The 18,159-nt window shown below is 70.9% G+C and carries 19 protein-coding genes; 10 read left to right on the forward strand and 9 right to left on the reverse strand.

What is annotated here, in order from left to right:
* Positions 1-84 precede the first annotated feature (84 nt).
* The 3 genes from ABZ478_RS14205 to ABZ478_RS14215 all read left to right on the forward strand — a co-directional run bounded on the left by ABZ478_RS14205 (position 85) and on the right by ABZ478_RS14215 (position 3,368).
* A complete protein-coding gene (locus ABZ478_RS14205; RefSeq protein WP_359548709.1) occupies positions 85-441 on the forward strand; it encodes a hypothetical protein in 357 nt (118 codons plus the stop codon).
* A 67-nt stretch (positions 442-508) separates the two neighbouring features.
* A complete protein-coding gene (locus ABZ478_RS14210) occupies positions 509-1,363 on the forward strand; it encodes a hypothetical protein (protein WP_359548711.1) in 855 nt (284 codons plus the stop codon).
* Between the two features lie 4 nt (positions 1,364-1,367).
* The gene (locus ABZ478_RS14215; protein WP_359548713.1) at positions 1,368-3,368 is read left to right on the forward strand and encodes a hypothetical protein; all 2,001 of its coding nucleotides are present in this window, start codon (positions 1,368-1,370) and stop codon (positions 3,366-3,368) included.
* A gap of 11 nt (positions 3,369-3,379) precedes the next feature.
* Here ABZ478_RS14215 and arfB read toward each other — a convergent pair whose 3' ends face one another.
* Positions 3,380-3,817: an alternative ribosome rescue aminoacyl-tRNA hydrolase ArfB gene (arfB, locus tag ABZ478_RS14220; protein ID WP_359548716.1), complete on the reverse strand. Its 438-nt coding sequence runs from the start codon at positions 3,815-3,817 to the stop codon at positions 3,380-3,382.
* A gap of 170 nt (positions 3,818-3,987) precedes the next feature.
* Here arfB and ABZ478_RS14225 point away from each other — a divergent pair, with 170 nt between their 5' ends.
* The 3 genes from ABZ478_RS14225 to ABZ478_RS14235 all read left to right on the forward strand — a co-directional run bounded on the left by ABZ478_RS14225 (position 3,988) and on the right by ABZ478_RS14235 (position 7,513).
* On the forward strand, positions 3,988-4,563 hold the full coding sequence (locus tag ABZ478_RS14225; protein WP_061918604.1) for a TerD family protein: 576 nt from the start codon (positions 3,988-3,990) through the stop codon (positions 4,561-4,563).
* A gap of 116 nt (positions 4,564-4,679) precedes the next feature.
* A complete protein-coding gene (locus ABZ478_RS14230; protein WP_359548719.1) occupies positions 4,680-5,657 on the forward strand; it encodes a bifunctional GNAT family N-acetyltransferase/NUDIX hydrolase in 978 nt (325 codons plus the stop codon).
* Positions 5,658-5,923: 266 nt separating this feature from the next.
* Positions 5,924-7,513 (forward strand): M4 family metallopeptidase, encoded by a 1,590-nt coding sequence (locus tag ABZ478_RS14235; protein WP_359548992.1) that lies wholly within the window; start codon positions 5,924-5,926, stop codon positions 7,511-7,513.
* 36 nt (positions 7,514-7,549) lie between these two features.
* On the opposite strand, the gene ABZ478_RS14240 is transcribed toward ABZ478_RS14235, so the two are convergent.
* Positions 7,550-8,941, reverse strand: a complete 1,392-nt coding sequence (locus tag ABZ478_RS14240; RefSeq protein ID WP_359548722.1) for a M1 family metallopeptidase — start codon at positions 8,939-8,941, stop codon at positions 7,550-7,552.
* A gap of 71 nt (positions 8,942-9,012) precedes the next feature.
* On the opposite strand from ABZ478_RS14240, the gene ABZ478_RS14245 reads away from it, so the two are divergent.
* The gene (locus tag ABZ478_RS14245) at positions 9,013-9,513 is read left to right on the forward strand and encodes a hypothetical protein (RefSeq protein WP_358930938.1); all 501 of its coding nucleotides are present in this window, start codon (positions 9,013-9,015) and stop codon (positions 9,511-9,513) included.
* A 4-nt stretch (positions 9,514-9,517) separates the two neighbouring features.
* Here the strand turns inward: ABZ478_RS14245 and ABZ478_RS14250 are convergent, their stop codons facing one another.
* Entirely contained in the window at positions 9,518-10,201 is a 684-nt protein-coding gene (locus ABZ478_RS14250) for a pentapeptide repeat-containing protein (RefSeq protein WP_359548725.1), read from the reverse strand.
* 115 nt (positions 10,202-10,316) lie between these two features.
* Here ABZ478_RS14250 and ABZ478_RS14255 point away from each other — a divergent pair, with 115 nt between their 5' ends.
* Complete coding sequence (locus ABZ478_RS14255; RefSeq protein WP_359548727.1) at positions 10,317-11,831, forward strand: DHA2 family efflux MFS transporter permease subunit; 1,515 nt, start codon at positions 10,317-10,319, stop codon at positions 11,829-11,831.
* Here ABZ478_RS14255 and ABZ478_RS14260 read toward each other — a convergent pair.
* Genes ABZ478_RS14260 through ABZ478_RS14270 form a run of 3 tightly spaced genes read right to left on the reverse strand, consistent with a single transcriptional unit; the run spans position 11,820 to position 14,429 of the window.
* A complete protein-coding gene (locus ABZ478_RS14260; RefSeq protein WP_359548729.1) occupies positions 11,820-12,302 on the reverse strand; it encodes a GNAT family N-acetyltransferase in 483 nt (160 codons plus the stop codon). The two genes, ABZ478_RS14255 and ABZ478_RS14260, sit on opposite strands and share 12 nt — an antisense overlap.
* 44 nt (positions 12,303-12,346) lie before the next feature.
* Positions 12,347-13,753 carry an FAD-dependent oxidoreductase gene (locus ABZ478_RS14265; RefSeq protein WP_359548732.1) on the reverse strand — a complete coding sequence of 469 codons (1,407 nt, stop codon included), beginning with the start codon at positions 13,751-13,753 and terminating at the stop codon, positions 12,347-12,349.
* A gap of 10 nt (positions 13,754-13,763) precedes the next feature.
* Positions 13,764-14,429: a rhomboid-like protein gene (locus tag ABZ478_RS14270; protein WP_359548735.1), complete on the reverse strand. Its 666-nt coding sequence runs from the start codon at positions 14,427-14,429 to the stop codon at positions 13,764-13,766.
* A 277-nt stretch (positions 14,430-14,706) separates the two neighbouring features.
* On the opposite strand from ABZ478_RS14270, the gene ABZ478_RS14275 reads away from it, so the two are divergent.
* Positions 14,707-15,882: a right-handed parallel beta-helix repeat-containing protein gene (locus ABZ478_RS14275; RefSeq protein WP_359548736.1), complete on the forward strand. Its 1,176-nt coding sequence runs from the start codon at positions 14,707-14,709 to the stop codon at positions 15,880-15,882.
* Positions 15,883-15,941: 59 nt separating this feature from the next.
* Entirely contained in the window at positions 15,942-16,970 is a 1,029-nt protein-coding gene (locus ABZ478_RS14280) for a methyltransferase (RefSeq protein WP_359548738.1), read from the forward strand.
* An 88-nt stretch (positions 16,971-17,058) separates the two neighbouring features.
* Here the strand turns inward: ABZ478_RS14280 and ABZ478_RS14285 are convergent, their stop codons facing one another.
* Genes ABZ478_RS14285 through ABZ478_RS14295 form a run of 3 tightly spaced genes read right to left on the reverse strand, consistent with a single transcriptional unit; the run spans position 17,059 to position 18,138 of the window.
* Entirely contained in the window at positions 17,059-17,382 is a 324-nt protein-coding gene (locus ABZ478_RS14285) for a TcmI family type II polyketide cyclase (protein ID WP_199211023.1), read from the reverse strand.
* A gap of 20 nt (positions 17,383-17,402) precedes the next feature.
* A complete protein-coding gene (locus ABZ478_RS14290) occupies positions 17,403-17,882 on the reverse strand; it encodes an SRPBCC family protein (RefSeq protein ID WP_358930663.1) in 480 nt (159 codons plus the stop codon).
* A gap of 1 nt (position 17,883) precedes the next feature.
* Positions 17,884-18,138 carry an acyl carrier protein gene (locus tag ABZ478_RS14295; protein ID WP_359548740.1) on the reverse strand — a complete coding sequence of 85 codons (255 nt, stop codon included), beginning with the start codon at positions 18,136-18,138 and terminating at the stop codon, positions 17,884-17,886.
* Positions 18,139-18,159: the final 21 nt, after the last annotated feature.

Raw genomic sequence — 18,159 nt, forward strand, 5'->3', positions numbered from 1 at the left:
TCCTCCACAGCGACGCTCATTTGTGGAATTGTTCTCACAGGCCGTCAGAAACGCGACGGTCCCGGGGGGGGAGACACGTTGACGATGGCGGACCTGAGTACCAGCCAACTGATCGTCATAGGCATCATCGTGGTCGTTGTGCTCGCGCTGATCGTTCTCGGTCTACGGCGCGGATCGCTGAAGAGCGCGAATTTCCAGGGGCTGGGCGTACGCGCCGGCGTGGAAGGAGGCGAGGAGGCCGCGCCGCTCACGGACCAGACCATGCAGACGGACGGCTTCAAGTCCAAGCGATCCGTGATGCGGATCGTGAAGAGCGCCAGAACGTCCTTCAAGAGAACCCGGTTCACGGACACAACCCTGGAGATCCTCCCGGACGACGGCACGGCCGCACCCACCCGTACGGGCACCGAGCCCCCCTCCCCTGGCCAGAACACGCCATGACGGCGGCGTGACCCTGAGGACGTGAGGGTTCGGCGGAACGAATCGGACAGAGCGGCGGGGAGAACGGGTGCCCGAACCGGCGGAGGATCACCGGCACATCGATCGTGCCGATCAGTTGGCACAAGCGGCGCGCCTCACGGCTCGGGACGCACAGCGGGACGAGGAACGCCAGGCACTGTTCTTCGAGGGACCGGAGGACATCGGCAAGTCGTCCCTGCTGTTCGAAATCTACGAGCGGCACAGGGCGGACGGCGTCTACTTCGTCGATCTGTCACGTATGACCACGGAGCATGAGGTGCTCGAGGCACTGGCGATGCAGGCGCGAGGCCAGCGGGTCGACGTGCCCAGCTATCGCACCACCCGTGACCGATTCGCGGAGCAGTCGGCGTCCACGCAGGTCAGCTTCACCAACGTACGGGTCCGGAACTCGGCGATACAGCTGCTCGCGCAGGCCGAGGATCGAAGCCTGCGGACCGACGCGCTGAGCGATGCCCTGCTGGACAACCTGATCGGCGACACCCGCAGGCCGGTGATCTGCCTCGACGCGTTCGAGGCGTGCGCCCAGCCGATGCGGGACTGGCTGGGGCGCAGGCTGCTACCCAACCTGCTGACCCGGCGCGAGGTGAGCGTCTTCGTCGCCGGACGAGAGACCCCTCGCCTGTCCCGACCGTACTCCGGAGCCGTGCACACGCTTGTGCTGCCACCGTTCGACGTGGACGCTGTGCACGACTGGATCGAAGCGCTCGGGTTCGCCAGCCTCCGGGACAAGGCCGTGGCCATCCAGCGGACGCACGGTGGCGTGCCGGGACTGCTGGCCGAGTTCTTCGCCTACCACATGGAGCCGGAGGAGCCCGTCCCCGCGCGCCCGGACGGCAATCGGCCCAGCGGCGGGACCGACGATCACGACGGCAGGGACGGCTGAGGCCATGACACAGGAATCCGTCGTCCGGCAGGCACTGGCCCGCTTCGACGAACTGCCCTCGGACCAGGCCACACTGTTGCAGGCGCTCGCCGTGCACCAGTGGTTCACCGCGGGTCTCACCGCTCACACAGCCGCCGACCTCGGCGTCGGGGTGACACCGGAGCAGGTGACCGCGTCTCCTTTCGTGGTGAAGGACCGGGTTCCGCTTCTGGGGTCCGCGGGCGGGGAGCAGTACGGCATTCGCTCCGTCCTGCGGGCCGCCCTGTACGACCGCATGCGAACCGAGAGGCCGGCGCTGTACCGGCAGGCCCACCGGATCGCGGTCGCCTATTACCACCAGCCCTTGGAGCCGCTGCGCACAGACAGGCTCACCTGGTACGTGCACGAGATCCGGCACCTGGCAGCCTTCCGCCCGGCTCTGGCGACCGAGCGGCTCGCGGCGTTCTCACACGGCGCACTCGTGGCCGGGTGCGCCGAGGCCGCCGGCCGGGCTGCGGCCGAGGTGGCCACCGCTTCCGACGCGACCGGCGACCAAGAGCTGGCCGGCATCATCAAGGCGGTCGCACAGATCCTGAACGCCCCGGCCCACGTCGACCACGCCACGGTGGTCCTGCTGAACGACCTCCTGACCCGGTACGGCACGCCCGCGAACCCGGCGGCCACTCGGCTCGTGCTACTCGCCCGCGACCTGGTCGTCCACTACACGGAACGACCGACCCCGGTCACACCGCTGACGGCGCTGGTCGCCCCTGATGCCACCGCCGCGGTCGATCCGCGCGGAGTACCGGTTCTGGGCGGTGAACTGCGTCTCCTGGAGGACTTGGCCCACCCGTCGAGAACCATCAGGACCCGTGTCCAGCGCGTCGAACTGGCCTCGAGCAAGGTGGCGGTCCACCACGTGACCACCAGGCTGGCAACCGAGGACCGGACCGGCCGGAGCCTGGTTCTTGCCGATGTTCTGCCGAGGAACCAATGGGAGCAGCTCGACAATCTCCGCCTCAGCGAGCGCGGCACCCGGCCGGTCGACGTGCTACGGGCACACGAAGCCGCACGCACTCTGGCCCAGGGCCTCGGCCGCCTCGTGGACGCTGGTGAGCAGGCTTCCGGCGCTTCGGGGCGCGCCGAGCTGTCCCGACGGCTGAGTTCCATCGGTTGGTATGGCGGGAACGACGAACTGACCGACCTGCTGCAGCGCACCCGGCAGTCGGACGACGTGGAGGAGATCCTTAGGGACCGCGTCGCGGACGTGATGCGCTATACGCCCGTCGTCGCTCTGCTGGACGTCTATCCGGGGCTGCCCTCCGAGGTGACCTACGACTACGAGGAGGACTGCGCCACACGACGGGACGGCCTGGGCCGGGTGGTCGTCTCGGTCTCTCTCACGCTTCCCCTGCAGGTGCGAAACCGACTGCAATTCGTCGCCCCGGATGGTCTGGTTCCCGCCTTCGCCCCGGATGCGGAAGGAGTCCATCTGGTACCCGTGCAGACCGGCCTGTCCAACTCCGCTCTGCAGCAATTCGACGTCGAGGTCGAGCGCCCCGAGGAAGAGACCGCGGCCCGCATCAAAGTCGATCTCGGCTACCGTCTGCCAGACCGCGACTTCAAAGACGCGACGCGCACGGCTCAGCTCTGCATGGTGCTGTCGGCACTGGCCCTGCTGCTCCTGGTCGCAGGCACGACCCTGGTGCTCGTCCTCGGCACCGTCATCGCCTCCGTCGTGGCCACGGTGGACGTCACCAGGGACGGCAACCACCACGACAGAGCCGAGCCGCTGCATGTCTACGCGGGCAAGCACCTACGTGGCATCCGCCGGACCAACGCGGTCGCGGCCATTGCCGCGGCGGCCGCGCCCAATGCAAACTCGATCGCGGCGAGCCTGATCACTTCCGGTGCGGCCGTCCTGTACTGCCTGGGCACGTTGATGGTCGTGCTGAGCGCAAGGAAGAGCGCCGAGCGCCCTCTGTCCGGATCGGTCCGCTCACCGCGCCGCACGTTGATCGGTTGAGAGGCACTTCCTCACGTCCAGTCCCGCCCGGAGCGGCCGCGCTTGCGGTCCGAGCGCTGCTTCTTCTCGCGCAGCCGGCGCTCGTTGATGCCGCGGGGGATGCGGGTGGGGCGACGGGGCTTGGGCGGGGGCGCGGTGGCCTCGGCGAGGAGGGCGGCGAGGCGTACGGCGGCGGCCTCGCGGTTGCGCCACTGGGAGCGGTGCTCGGAGGACCGTACGACGACCACCCCGTCCACCAGCCGCCCGGCCAGCCGGCCCAGCGCCCGCTCCTTCCACACCGGCGGCAGCGCCTCGGTGCGCGCCAGGTCGAAGCGCAGCTCGACCTGGGAGTCGCTGGTGTTGACGTGCTGGCCGCCCGGCCCGGAGGACCTCGAGAAACGCCACATCAGCTCGGCCTCGGGCAGCGAGACCGAACCGCGGATGACATGGGGACCGGACATGCCTCCCATGTTCCCGGCTCGACCCGTCCCACGTCACGCGGTTTTCGCCGGTGACGGCCACATGGGTAAAAAAGGTAAAGGGACCCGGAACCACCGGTACCCCCCTCGACGTTCTCCCCGGTGACGGTAGCTTCGTCGGCACAGATGCGCACGAATAACTAGGGAAGGGACTCCCAATCATGGCTGTAAGCCTGTCCAAGGGTGGCAACGTCTCGCTCACCAAGGAGGCTCCGGGCCTGACCGCCGTCACCGTGGGCCTCGGCTGGGACGTCCGCACCACCACCGGCACGGACTTCGACCTGGACGCCTCCGCCATCGCGGTCAACACGCAGGGCAAGGTCTACTCGGACGCCCACTTCGTCTTCTTCAACAACAAGCAGACGCCGGACAACTCCATCGTCCACACGGGTGACAACCGCACCGGCGAGGGCGCCGGCGACGACGAGGCGATCAACGTCAACCTGGCCGCGCTCCCGGCCGACGTCGACAAGATCGTCTTCCCGGTCTCCATCTACGACGCCGAGAACCGCGGCCAGAACTTCGGCCAGGTCCGCAACGCCTACATCCGCATCGTCAACCAGGCCGGCGGCGCGGAGATCGCCCGCTACGACCTCTCCGAGGACGCCGCCACCGAGACGGCCATGGTCTTCGGCGAGCTGTACCGCAACGGCGCGGAGTGGAAGTTCCGCGCGGTGGGCCAGGGGTACGCCTCGGGCCTGGTGGGCATCGCCCAGGACTTCGGTGTGAACGTCTGACGCACCGCTCGTGGAGCGGGAGCCCCCGGCCCGTCGGCCGGGGCCCTCCCGCCCCCGCACGCGGGCACCCGGAAATCCGGCGAAGGCGCCGCCACCCCGCGCGATACGTTGCCCGGGTGATCCTCGAACCCCTCGCCCTCACCGCCGATCATGACCTCCCGGCCCCGCTGCTCACCGAACTGACGGCGCTCTACGCCTCCAACCGCGCGTTTCACGCGCTCAGCGGCGACTTCCCCGACCCGGACGACATCCGGGGCGAGCAGGTGGCGGCGGCGCTGGCCGACGAGCTGGCCCAGCCGGACGCCGAGGTGCTGCTGGCCCGGTCCGAGGGGCGTCTGGTCGCCGTCGTGATCACACTGGCCCACCACCCCGACCCGGCCGATCCCGATCCGTGGATCGGGCTGCTGATGGTGGACTCGGCCGAACAGGGCAGGGGCCACGGCCGCCGGGTCGCCACGGCTGTGGAGGAGCGCTTCCGGGCCGCCGGCCGCCGGGCCGTGCGCCTCGCCGTCCTCGACAACAACCCCGGGGCGCTGGCCTTCTGGACCGCCCTCGGCTACGAGGTCGTCGACCACCGCCCCGACCACGCCCTCGGCCGCCCCTGCGCCGTGCTGCGCAAGGTGCTGCGGACACCCCGGCAGGCCGCCCGGGTCGCCGTCGTGGACCCCGACGGCGCGGTGCTGCTCTTCCGGTACGACAACGTCGAGGTCGGCGTCCACTGGGCGCTGCCCGGCGGCGGGCTGGAGCCGGGCGAGACCCCGCGCGAGGGCGCCCTGCGGGAACTGGCCGAGGAGACCGGCTGGACCGACCTGCTGCCGGGCCCGCTGCTGTGCACCTGGGAACACGACTTCACACACACCCGCGTCCCCGTGCACCAGCACGAGCACGTCTACGTCACCCACGGCCCGCACCGCGAGCCGTCCGGCCCCGATCTGGCCGCCGCGCACGCCGCCGACGGAATCCTCACCTGGCGCTGGTGGAGCAGGCGGGAACTGGCCGAGGAGCCGGAGCCGGTCTGGCCGCCCGGCCTTGCCCGCATGCTGGACATGTGGGAGGCCGAGGGCGCGGTGGACCGCCCGGACCGCGAGGTGTGACGCGGAAGGCCTCAAATCCGCTTGATGGATGATGAGTTGAGCGCTCGACGTCCGTCCGGATAACGGTTCCCGGGGCACGGCATTCGGATAACAACACGTAAAGTTTTGTCGGCGCTCTGTCAAACAGAGCCTCGCCGGTGTCACTCTCTCCGCACCCGCCGCAGCTTGTACGTCCCCTGTGCCCCAACTGTGTCTCCGGCCCCACCGGAGGCCAGCCATAAGGAGAACGAGTGACTCAGCACCCCCGCGCCTCCCGCAGGACCGCGATGCGCGCCGCCGCGCTGGCCGGCTCCGCGGCGATGGTCGTCCTCGCGCTGCAGAACGGTTCCGCCACCGCCGCCCCCACGCACACCCCCGGCGCCACGGCCGTCCCGTTCAGCGCTCCGGCCCGCGCCGCCGCCATCGAGGCGGCTCAGCGGCACGCCGGTGCCGCGGCTCACGAACTCGGGCTGGGCGCCAAGGAGAAGCTGGTCGTCCGGGACGTGGTCAAGGACGCGAACGGCACCGTCCACACCCGTTACGAGCGCACGTACGCGGGTCTTCCCGTGCTCGGCGGCGACCTGGTCACCCACGTGGCGAAGAACGGCACGCTCAAGGGCGTGAGCAAGGCGGCCAAGGCCCGCATATCCGTGCCGACCACCACGGCCGCCGTCTCCGCCACGAGCGCGAAGAAGACCGCCGTCAAGGCCGCGGACACCGCGAAGGCCACCGCCTCGTCCTCCCGCAAGGTGGTCTGGGCGGCCGGTGCCAAGCCGGTCCTCGCCTACGAGTCCGTCGTCAAGGGCGTCCAGCACGACGGCACCCCGAGCGCACTGCACGTCATCACCGACGCGCGGACCGGCAAGAAGATCTACTCCTACGAGGCGGTCGACACCGGCACGGGCACCAGCCAGTACAGCGGCACGGTCACCATCGGCACCACCGCTTCCGCCTCCGGCGGCTACGACCTGACCGACGGCGGCCGCGGCGGTCACAAGACCTACGACCTGAACGGCGGCACCAGCGGCACCGGTGCCCTCTTCCACGACGCCGACGACGCCTGGGGCAACGGCACCGTCTCCAACCGCCAGACCGCCGCCGTGGACGCCGCCTACGGCGCCGCCGTCACCTGGGACTTCTACAAGTCCGCGTTCAACCGCAACGGCATCGCGGGCGACGGCAGGGCCGCCTACTCCCGCGTCCACTACGGCAACGCCTACGTCAACGCCTTCTGGGACGACAGCTGCTTCTGCATGACGTACGGCGACGGCACCAACAACGCCGACCCGCTGACCTCGCTCGACGTGGCCGGCCACGAGATGAGCCACGGTCTGACCGCGGCCACGGCGAAGCTCAACTACCGGGGCGAGTCCGGCGGCCTGAACGAGGCCACCAGCGACATCTTCGGCACCGCGGTGGAGTTCTTCGCGAACAACTCCTCCGACCCCGGTGACTACCTCATCGGCGAGAAGATCGACATCAACGGCAACGGCACCCCGCTGCGCTACATGGACAAGCCCAGCAAGGACGGCGGCTCCGCCGACTACTGGTCGAAGTCCGTCGGCCGCCTGGACGTGCACTACTCGTCCGGTGTCGCCAACCACTTCTTCTACCTGCTGTCGGAGGGCAGCGGCGCGAAGACGGTCAACGGGGTGTCCTACAACTCCCCGACGTACGACGGCTCCACGGTCACCGGGATCGGCCGGGACAAGGCGATCCAGATCTGGTACAAGGCCCTGAGCACGTACTTCACCTCGACCACCAACTACGCGGGCGCCCGCAGCGGCACCCTGCAGGCGGCGGCCGCCCTGTACGGCTCGGGCAGCGCGGAGTACAACGCGGTGGCGGCGGCCTGGAAGGCCGTCAACGTCAACTAGTCCCGCGCAGCGGGTCTTCGGCAGCCGGGCCGTCCGTCACGGGCGGTCCGGCTTGCCGTCTCCGTAGAGCCAGTCCTTCCAGATCCCGCCGAAGTCCTCGTCCGGGGCCTTCCTCTCCACGAACGCGGTGAACTGGGCGGTGTCGGCGGTGCCGTGGCGGTGGGCGGCGGCCCAGCCCTCGAGGATGTCGTGGAAGGTGTCGTCGCCGACCTTCCGGCGGATCTTCTGCAGCACCATGGCGCCGCGCTCGTAGACGGGGCTGCCGGAGATGTGCGCGGCGCCGGCCGGCCTGGCCGGCGGGAAGTCCCAGACGGCGTCGTCGTCGCCGTCGTACAGGTCGGTGAAGGTCTGCTGGGCGCTCCTGCCGCCGTGGTCCTCCTGGTACAGCCACTCCGCGTACGTCGCGAAGCCCTCGTTGAGCCACATGTCCCGCCAGCTCCTCGGGGTGACCGAGTCGCCGTACCACTGGTGGGCGAGTTCGTGGACGAGCGTGCCGGTGTCGGGGGCGCCGGGGAAGACGGGACGGGTCTGCGTCTCCAGCGCGTACTGGGCGTCCCCCGGGCGGTCGACGACCGCTCCGGCGGAGGAGAAGGGGTACGGCCCGAAGTTCTTCTCCTCCCAGTCGAGGATCTCCGGGATCTTCGCCAGGACGTCCTTGCTCGCCTTGGCCTGCGCGGGGTCGACGGCGGTGAGCACGGGCAGCCCGTGCGGCCCGGTGCCGCGGCCGATGTCGTAGTGGCCGACGGCGACGGTGGCCACGTAGCTCGCCATGGGCTCGGCGGTGTGCCAGGAGTACGTCGTCCGGCCGCCCTTGCTGGTCCGGCCGGCCGGCTCCCCGTTGGAGACGGCCTGCAGGCCCTCGGGGACGGTGACCTTGATGTCGTAGGCGGCCTTGTCCGAGGGATGGTGATTGCCGGGGAACCAGGCCATCGAACCGACCGGCTCGCCGAGGCCGAGCGCGCCGTCGGCGGTGGGCAGCCAGCCCTCCTCGGAGCCGTCGGGGTCGGTGAGGGTCCGCGGGGTGCCGGAGTAGCGGACGGTGGCGGTGAAGGTCTCGCCGTCGCGGAGGTCGTCGTGGGGGCGGACGGTGAGTTCCTGGCCGGCGCGGTTCCAGCGGGCGTCCCTGCCGTCGACGGTGACCGAGCCGACGTCCAGCCCGTCGAGATCGAGGTCGAAGGCGGTCAGGTCCTGGGTGGCGCGGGCGGTGATCACGGCCCGTCCGGTGAGCCGGCGGGTGTCAGGGGTGTAGTCGAGGGCCAGGGCGTAGTGGGTGACGTCGTAGCCGCCGTTGCCCGCCTTCGGGAAGTACGGGTCGTGCACGCCCGAGCCGCCCGGGGTGCCGTGGACGCCGCCGTCGCACGCGGTGCCGGTGAGGGCGAGCGCGAGGAGGCCGGCGACGGCCGGGACAAGGCGTGCGGATCTGGACATGTCAGCGATCGTACGGCGGCGGCGCGCACCGGAGCGGGGGCGCGTTGGCCGGGCGTGACACCATCTCCTGCGTGCTCGACATCGGCTACGCCCTCTCCAACCGCTTCCCTGACCCGCCGCAGACCGACTACCGCCGCGCGGACGTCCACGCGCTGCGGCACGACCTGTTCTGCGGGGACGTCTATCTCGCGGACACGAAATCGGACCGCGAGCTGTCCACAGCCTGGGGATGGGTGCCGGTGCTGGACTTCGCCTGGGCGCTGTGCGACATCGTGGAGCGGCTGGACCGGGACCCGATGGGCTCGCGTGCCTCCCGGCCGCAGCAGGCGGAGCTGGACTTCACCGAGTCCACCGACCGGATGCTCTTCGAGCGCCGTTTCGGCTGGGTGGACATCGAGGCCGACTGGATGCCGGCCGAGGAGGCTCCGCTGTCCTTCTCCCACGCCGAACTGCGCCGGGAGTCCCGCGACTTCCTGCACGACCTGATCGCCGACCTGAGCGATCTGCACGAGGACCTGTCGGAGAACCCGGCGATCTGGACGCTGCAGGCCCGCTTCCCCCGCGTGGCCTGAGCCCTCAGTCCTCCACCCTGATCCCCAGCTCGCCCGCCAGCACCGGAGCCAGGTCCAGCAGCTGCCCCGTGCTGATCACCGCCCCCGCCAGCCGGTCCAGGCCCCGGGTGATCTCCAGCGGGGCCGCCCCGCGCAGGTCGACGTCCTTGAGGGTCGCGCCGCCGAAGTCGGCCTCCTTCAGGGCGCAGCCGGTGAACTCCACCCGCTCCAGGCGGGCCCCGGCGAAGTCCGGCTCGACCAGGACGCAGGAGTCGAAGACGACGTCCCGCAGCCGGGCCTCGCGCAGGTTGATGAAGTCGATCTTGCCGCCGCGGATCACGACCCGCTCCAGCACGGCCCCGTGCAGCTGGGTGCCGCCGAGCCGGGGGTCGATCAGCTCCACGTCCCGGAACGTGGCCTCGGCGAGGTCGGCGCCGACGCCCCGCAGGCCGCGCAGGACCGAGTCCAGCACGCGCGCGCGGCGCAGCACCGCTTCGTCCACCGCGCAGTCCGTCAGCGCGCAGTCCATGAAGCGGGCGCCGGCACCGTCCTGCCCGGCCAGGTCCGCCGCCCGGAACTCGAGACCGTCGTAGTCGCCGTCCGGCTCCAGTGCGCCGCCGTTCCAGGGCTCCAGGGGCGGCAGCCGCACCTCCGGCCGCCGCGCGCCCTTCACCCGTGTGCCGTCCGCGGCCGCCGCTCTCCTCGCCATGCCCCCATGCTGCACCGTGCCACTGACAACAGGGCCGGCCCGCGGGAACCGGCCCCGTGCGACGACCCCGGGACACGCGGATGCGATACCCACCGATTCATGGTGTTCTGACCAGATGGATATCGGCCGAAAGGGTGAGGCCCCGCCGGCGTCCGCAGGCGCCGGCGGGGCCGATCCCCACCGGTGGTGGGGCCTGGTCGTCATCGCCCTCGCCCAGCTGATGGTGGTCCTGGACGCGACCATCGTGAACATCGCGCTGCCCTCCGCCCAGCACGACCTGCACATGTCCGACGCCGACCGGCAGTGGGTGATCACCGCCTACACGCTGGCCTTCGGCGGACTCCTGCTGCTGGGCGGCCGGGTCGCCGACCTCGTGGGCCGAAAACGCACCTTCGTCATCGGGCTCATCGGCTTCGCGGCCGCCTCCGCGCTCGGCGGCGCGGCCACCAGCTCCGGCATGCTGTTCGGCGCCCGCGCCCTCCAGGGCGCCTTCGCCGCCCTGCTCGCGCCCTCCGCGCTGAGCCTGCTGACCACGACGTTCACCGACCCGCACGAGCGCGGCAAGGCCTTCGGCATCTACGGCGCCCTGGCCGGCAGCGGCTCGGCCATCGGGTTCATCGTCGGCGGCCTGCTCACCGAGTACCTGAACTGGCGCTGGTGCCTGTACGTCAACGTGCCCATCGCCGCCGTCGCGGTGCTCGGCGCCTTCGCCCTGCTGCACGACCGCCCGGGCCAGCGCGAGGCCCGGCTCGACGTACCCGGCGTGCTGCTCGGCTGCGGCGGACTCGTCGCGATCGTCTACGGCTTCGCCGAGGCCGAGCCGCGCGGCTGGAGCGACCCGCTGGTCATCGCCCTGTTCGCGTCCGGCGCGGTGCTGCTCGCCGCGTTCGTCCGGTGGCAGACCCGCGCGCCGAGCCCGCTGCTGCCGCTGCACATCATCCGGGACCGCAACCGCGCGGGCTGCTTCCTGACCATGATGCTCGCGGTGATCGGCATGTTCGGGCTGTTCCTGTTCATGACCTACTACCTGCAGGTCATCCTCGGCTACTCGCCGGTCCGGGCGGGCCTGGCCTTCCTGCCGCTGACCGCCGCGATCATCATCGGCTCCACCCAGATATCGGCCCGGCTACTGCAGCGGGTGGCCCCGCGCCTGCTCATGGTGCCCGGCATGCTGCTGGCCGCCTCGGGGCTGCTGCTCCTGACCCGGATGACCGTCGGCTCCGCCTACACCGGCGAGATCCTGCCCGCGCTGATCCTGATGGGCCTCGGCATGGGCCTGACCTTCATGCCGGTGTTCGCCACCGCCACCGCCGGTGTGGCCCCGCGCGACGCCGGCGTCACCTCGGCGACCGTCAACACCTCCCAGCAGGTGGGCGGCTCGATCGGCACGGCCCTGCTCAACACCGTCGCCACCACCAGCAGCGCCGCCTACATCACCGCCCACCTGCGCGGCCCGGCCTCCAAGGCCGCGGTCGTCCCGGCGGGCGTGGTGCACGGGTACACGGTCGCGATCTGGTGGGCGGCGGGCGTGATGCTGCTGGCCGGCCTGGTGGCGGGCCTGATGGTGACCGCCCGGGCCCCGGGCCACGGGGCACCGGCCGAGACACCGGTGCCCGAGTCAGTCGGCTGAGCGGCCCAGCTCGGCCAGCGCCCCGTCGGTGAGCCGGTACACCGTCCACTCGTCCTGCGGGCGCGCGCCGAGGGCCTCGTAGAAGCCGATCGCGGGGCGGTTCCAGTCGAGCACCGACCACTCCAGGCGCTCGTAGCCGCTCCGGACGCAGATGCGTGCCAGCTCGGTCAGCAGCGCCCGGCCGTGCCCGCCGCCCCTGGCGGACGGGCGGACGTACAGGTCCTCCAGGTAGATGCCGTGCACACCGCGCCAGGTGGAGAAGTTCAGGAACCACAGCGCGAAGCCGACGCACTCCCCGCTGCCCTCGTCCACGGCCATGTGCGCGAACGCCGCCGGGCGCTCCCCGAACAGCGCCTCACGGAGCTGCTCCTCGGTCGCCCGCGCCTCGTGCGGGGCTTTCTCGTACTCGGCCAGTTCACGGACCAGGGCGTGGATGACGGGGACGTCGGCGGGGGTGGCGGAGCGAATCATGGGGGTGAGGCTAACCGGATGTGCGGCCGGCCCGGTCACCCCGGTCAGCTCCGGCCCGCCACCCGGTCGGCCACCCGTGCCAGCCGGGAGGAACCGCTGCCCGGGCGGAGCAGTTCGCGCCGGTCGGCGGCGCGGTAGGTGGCGTACATGCCGTGCACGCCGAGCCAGCGGAAGGGTTCCGGCTCCCACTTGCGGACCTTGTGGTTCACCCAGGGCAGGTCCGTCAGCCCGGTGCGGCCGGCCTGGCCCGAGTCCTGCCGCACTAGGTCGCGCAGGGTGCGGGCGGCCAGATTGGCGGTGGCGACGCCCGAGCCGACGTAGCCGCCCGCCCAGCCGAGCCCGGTGGACCGGTCGAGGGTGACCGTGGCGCACCAGTCGCGCGGGACGCCGAGCACACCGGACCAGGCGTGCTCGACCCGCACGCCCGCGAGGGCCGGGAAGAAGCGGGTCAGGATCTCCCGCAGGGCCTCGACCGTCCCGTCCTGGGTGCGGCCGTCGTTGTCGGTGCGCGAGCCGAAGCGGTACGGCACTCCGCGTCCGCCCAGCGCGATCCGGCCGTCGGCGGTGCGCTGCGCGTACATGTAGGCGTGGGCCATGTCGCCCAGCGTCTCCCGGCCGTCCCAGCCGATCGCCGCCCACTGCTCGTCGGTGAGCGGCTCGGTGGCGATCATCGAGGAGTTCATCGGCAGCCAGGTCCGCCGCTGGCCGCTGAGCGAGGCGGTGAAGCCCTCCGTGCAGCGCAGCACGTAGGGCGCGCGGACCGTGCCGTACGGGGTCACGGCGTGCTTGGGCCGGATCTCGGTGACCGGGGTCGACTCGTGGATGACCACCCCCAGCGCCTCCACGGCCGCCGCGAGCCCCTTGACCAGCTTCACCGGGTGCAGCCGGGCGCCGTGCGGGGTCCAGCTCGAACCCACCGCGCCGGCCACCCTGATCCGCTCCGCGGTCTGCCGGGCACCGTACAGCTCGCGGTCCTTCTCGCCGAACGACAGCTCGTGCTCGTGGAAGGCCCGCAGCCGCGCCAACTGGGCCGGGGTGGTCGCCACTTCCAGTACCCCGCCCCGGTGCACACCGGCGTCGATGCCCTCCGCCTCGGTGACGGCGACCACCTCGGCCACGGTGTCGTTCATCGCCCGCTGCAGGCGTACGGCGGCCTCGTGGCCGTGCAGCTTCGCGTACCGGTCGCGGCCCGCGATCCCGTTGTAGAGCCAGCCGCCGTTGCGGCCGGAGGCGCCGTACCCGCAGAACTTCTGCTCCAGGACGGTGATCCGCAGGAAGGGGGCGGCCTTCTTCAGGTAGTACGCGGTCCACAGTCCCGTGTAGCCGCCGCCGACGACGACGACGTCGGCCGAGGCGTCCCCGGACAGCGGTTCGCGCACCGCGGGGAGGCCGTCGTCCGCGTACCAGAAGGAGATCCCACCGTTGACGACACTGGTTGCCGAGCTGCTCATGGCCGGGACGTTAACCCCTGGGAGCGGCCAGTGTCTCCTTCGGATTCCATGCTTTTCCGCGGCCCCTGACCAGCGGACGGCACGCGAGACCCACCAGGACGGCCAGGAAGTGCCCGAAGTCGGTGAAGGTACGGCTCGCGGCCAGCGGCACGGCGTAGAAGGCGAGCAGGGACGCGAGGTACAGGTACCGCCAGGGTGCCGCGATCCGGTAGGTGAGCACCGCCATCACCCCGGCCAGCGCGTAACTCACGCCGATGTCCAGGGTGTTGACGGCGGAGGGCGGGGCGTGGCCGTCGTGGATCGCCTGGAGCAGGGCCAGCTCGCTGACCAGCGTGGCGAGCACGTGCGCGGCAACGCACACCGCGAGCCAGCGCAAGGATCCGAGCCAGCGCTCCGCCTGGGCGTGGAAGACGGTGTACAGCACGGCGTACGGCAGCCAGTGCCCGCTGTCGATCCACATCGCGCTGGTGATCAGCACCCGCAGCGGGTTCCGCGACAGCTCGTGGATGTTGGTCGAACGCTGCCTCAGGAAGTCCTGCTCGAACGCCGGTGACATGTGGTGCAGGGCGACGGTGGTGACGAACAGGATGGTCAGCCACACGTAGGTGCCCGGGGCGCTGCGCACATAGGCCGCGGCCGCCCGGAGACCTCGCCGTGCGCGGATGACCCGGTTCACAACCGACAGTATGGTCGCCACGGGGTTCGGGGCGCCTGGCGAGTCCGGCCACCGGCCCTCCGCCGGGCCCGGCGGGCGACCGTCCCCGCCACTTCGCGGGATGCGCCGTCCGGGTGGCATCGCGGGGGCGGTGCCCGGCGGGGCCGAACGGGTCACCACCGGCCCGGGAACAGCGGCCGGCGCTCCCGGTCCCGGTCCGCCGCCCGCGCCGTTCCTGACACGCCGCCGGATGGCCTATCCGGCCATATAAGGATAAACCAGCCATACCGTACGCGATATGAAGAGATGCCACATCGCATATCTCGCGTGCTCCGCCGCCCTCCTCGGCACCGGCCTCAGCGCGGCCCCCGCGGTGGCCGCCCACTCGACCCTGGTGGTCCGCCCCGGCGAGTCGATCCAGAAGGCGGTCGACGCCGCCGAGGCCGGCGACACGGTTCTGGTGCTCGCCGGCACCTACCACGAGAGCGTGACGATCCGCACCCCCCACGTGACCCTGCGGGGCGTGGGTTCCGGGACGGTCATCGAGCCCGCCGCCAAGAAGCCCGCCAAGAAGCCCGCCAAGGCGAACGCCAAGAAGGCCGCGAAGAAGGCCACGAAGAAGGCCACGAAGAAGGCCACGAAGGCTGCGAAGAAGTCCTCCAAGAAGCCTGCCAAGAAGATCGCGAAGAGCTGCGCCGAGGGCGGCAACGGCATCTGTGTGCTGGGCACCAAGACGAAGGACGTCAAGGGCGTCACCGTCGCCGACCTGAAGGTGACCAAGTTCAGCCGCACCGGGGTGTTCGGCATGGCGACCGACGGCCTGACCGTGCGCGGGGTGAACGCCGCGGACAACGGCGTGTGGGGCATCGCCGAGGAGCGGTCGGTGCGCAGCCTGCTGCGGGACAACTACGCGCACGGCAACGGTGACGCGGGCGTGTTCCTCGCCAACACCATCCAGGAGGAGGCCGGCGCCTACGACGCCAAGCAGACCCTGGTGTCGCACAACCGTCTTGAGGGCAACCGGATCGGCGTCACCGTACGCCGGCTGCGGAACCTGACCGTCGCCCGGAACTACGTCTCCGGCAACTGCGCCGGGGTCTTCGTGGTCGGTGACGAGAACAAGCCCAAGGCCGGCCACCTGGACGTCACCGCCAACCAGGTCGTCGCGAACAACAGGTCCTGCCCGAAGACCGAGCGGCTGCCCGCCCTGAAGGGCTCCGGCATCGTCCTGACCGGCACCGAGCAGGCCCGGGTCTCCCGGAACTGGGTCACCGGCAACTCCGGCAAGTCCCCGCTGTCCGGCGGCATCGTGCTGTTCAAGAGCTTCGTGGGCGTGGCCGGCACCGACAACCGCGTCGACGGCAACGTCCTCTCGGAGAACTCCCCCGCCGACCTGGTGAGCACCGAGACCGGCAAGACCAACTCCTTCGAGCGCAACTCCTGCCGGGCTTCCAAGCCCGCGGGCCTGTGCTGACCGCACGGGCGCTGCCACTGCTGGACCGACGAAGGCCAAGGAAAGAGAGAGGGCGGCAGATGACGTCCGCTGAAACAGCACCACCGCCTCCCATGCGGCTGCGCGAACTCGTGTTCGGCGCGGCCGTGTCCGCCGCCGTCCGGGCCGCCGCCCGGCTGGGCGTCGCCGACGCCCTCGACGACACCCCGATGACCGCCGAGGACCTCGCCGCCGCGGTCAAGACCGAACCCAAGCCCCTGCGCCGGCTGCTGCGGGCACTGTCCTGCTACGACGTCTTCGCCGAGCGGCCGGACGGCACCTTCGCGCACACCGGCATGTCCCGGCTGCTGCGCGAGGACGACCCCAACAGCCTGCGTGCCATCGCCCTGTGGTGCACCGAACCGTGGACCTGGGACGCCTGGCCCAAGCTGGACGAGGCCGTGCGCACCGGCGACAACGTCGTCGAGGGCCTGTACGGCAAGGAGTTCTTCACCTACCTCAACGAGGACGCCCCGGAGTCCGCGGACGTCTTCAACCGCGCCATGACCCGCTCCAGCGAGCAGTCCGCGCGCGAGGTCGCGGCCCTGCTCGACCTGTCCGGGGCCAAGTCGGTCGCGGACATCGGCGGCGGCCAGGGGCATGTGGTGGCCTGCCTGCTGGACAAGTACCCGTCGATGCGCGGCAGCCTGCTCGACCTGCCCCGGGTGGTCGAGAACGCTCTGCCGCGGCTGCGTCAGGGCGGCGACCTCGCCGACCGCGCGCGGATCGTGCCCGGCGACGTCCGGGACGCGATCCCGGTCCAGGCCGACGTCTACATCATCAAGAACATCCTGGAGTGGGACGACGAGAGCACGTCCCGCACGCTGCGCAACGTCGTGGAGGCGGGCGGCCCGGGCACCCGGGTCGTCGTCATCGAGAACCTGGTGGACGACACCCCCTCGATGCGTTTCAGCACCGCCATGGACCTGCTGCTGCTCCTCAACGTCGGCGGGGCCAAGCACACCACCGACTCCATGGTGAGCAGGCTGACCTCGGCGGGCCTGAAGGTGGGCGACATCAGTCCGGTCAACCCGTACCTGCACGCGTTCGACTGCCACGTGCCCGCCTGACACGGACGTGACGGCACAGGCCACCGGCCGCCGGGCCCGCGACGCTGCGGGCCCGGCGGCCGGTGGCCGTCCGGGGGTGCCGTACGGCTCAGTCGCGCTCCCAGACGTAGAAGCGCTGTGCCATCGCGTCCTTGGGAGACCGCCAGGTCTCCGGGTCGTACGCGCTGACGTACGCCGTCAGACGCTCGCTGATGTCACGGAACTCGGGGTGCCCGGTCACCTTGGCGATGGCGGGCCCGGGGTCGCGCTCGGACTCGACGAGGTGCATGTACACATCGCCGAACTGGAAGAGGCTGCGCCGCACCACACCGACGAGGTGGGGCAGCTCTCCCCGGTCGGACTCCTCGAACACCTTGGCGATGTCCGGGGCGGAGCCCGGGGCCATGCGCGCGACGATCAGTGCCTGGTGCATGGTCTCGGTCCTTCCTCCGGCTAGTCGGCCAGGGCGGGCGCGGGACGCCGTCCGGCGGCCGCCTTCTCGATCTTCTCCCGGATGAGGGCCATCTGGACCTTGGAGTTCCTGTTGATGTTGTCGGTCATCCAGTCGTCGTCGACCGGGGCGTCCGGCTTCATCGCGAAGTCCTGCGTCCAGACCATCCGGGTGCCGGCCGCGACCTCCTCGTACTCCCAGAGGATGTCCATGTGGGCGAACGGGCCGGTCTCGACCCGGCGGGCCTTCACGGTGCGGGCCTTGCGGTCGGGCTCGCGCTCGGAGACCCAGCTCCAGACCGTGCCGTTCTCGTCCGGGTGCATGGTCAGCCGGAACGTCGTCTTCTTCCCCTCCCGGGAGAGGATCTCGACGGACGCGTACTCGCTGAACAGCTGCGGCCACTTCTCCAGGTCGTTGGTCATGTCCCAGACCAGGTCGAGCGGCGCGGCGATGGTGATCTCGTTCTGCGTGTGTCCTGCCATCTCAGGCTCCTGCCATCAAGGTGCTGTTGACGAGGTTGAGGAACTGCTGGGGTGTCTTGCAGCGCTCCGCGTCGATCGGCATCGGGGTGCCGTGCGTGTTCTCCAGCTCGCCGACGATGCCGAGCAGGCCGAGCGAGTCGATGCCGAGGACGTCGAATCCGGTGTCCGGCATGTCCTGGAGCTGCTGCGGGCTGACGGTGACCCCGGCAGCCTTCTTCATCAGCGCGGCGAGTTCTTCCACGGTGATCTGCGGCATTGCTCTCCTCCTTTGCTGTCC

The sequence above is a fragment of the Streptomyces sp. NPDC005706 genome, from assembly GCF_040631045.1.
Taxonomy (GTDB): Bacteria; Actinomycetota; Actinomycetes; order Streptomycetales; family Streptomycetaceae; genus Streptomyces.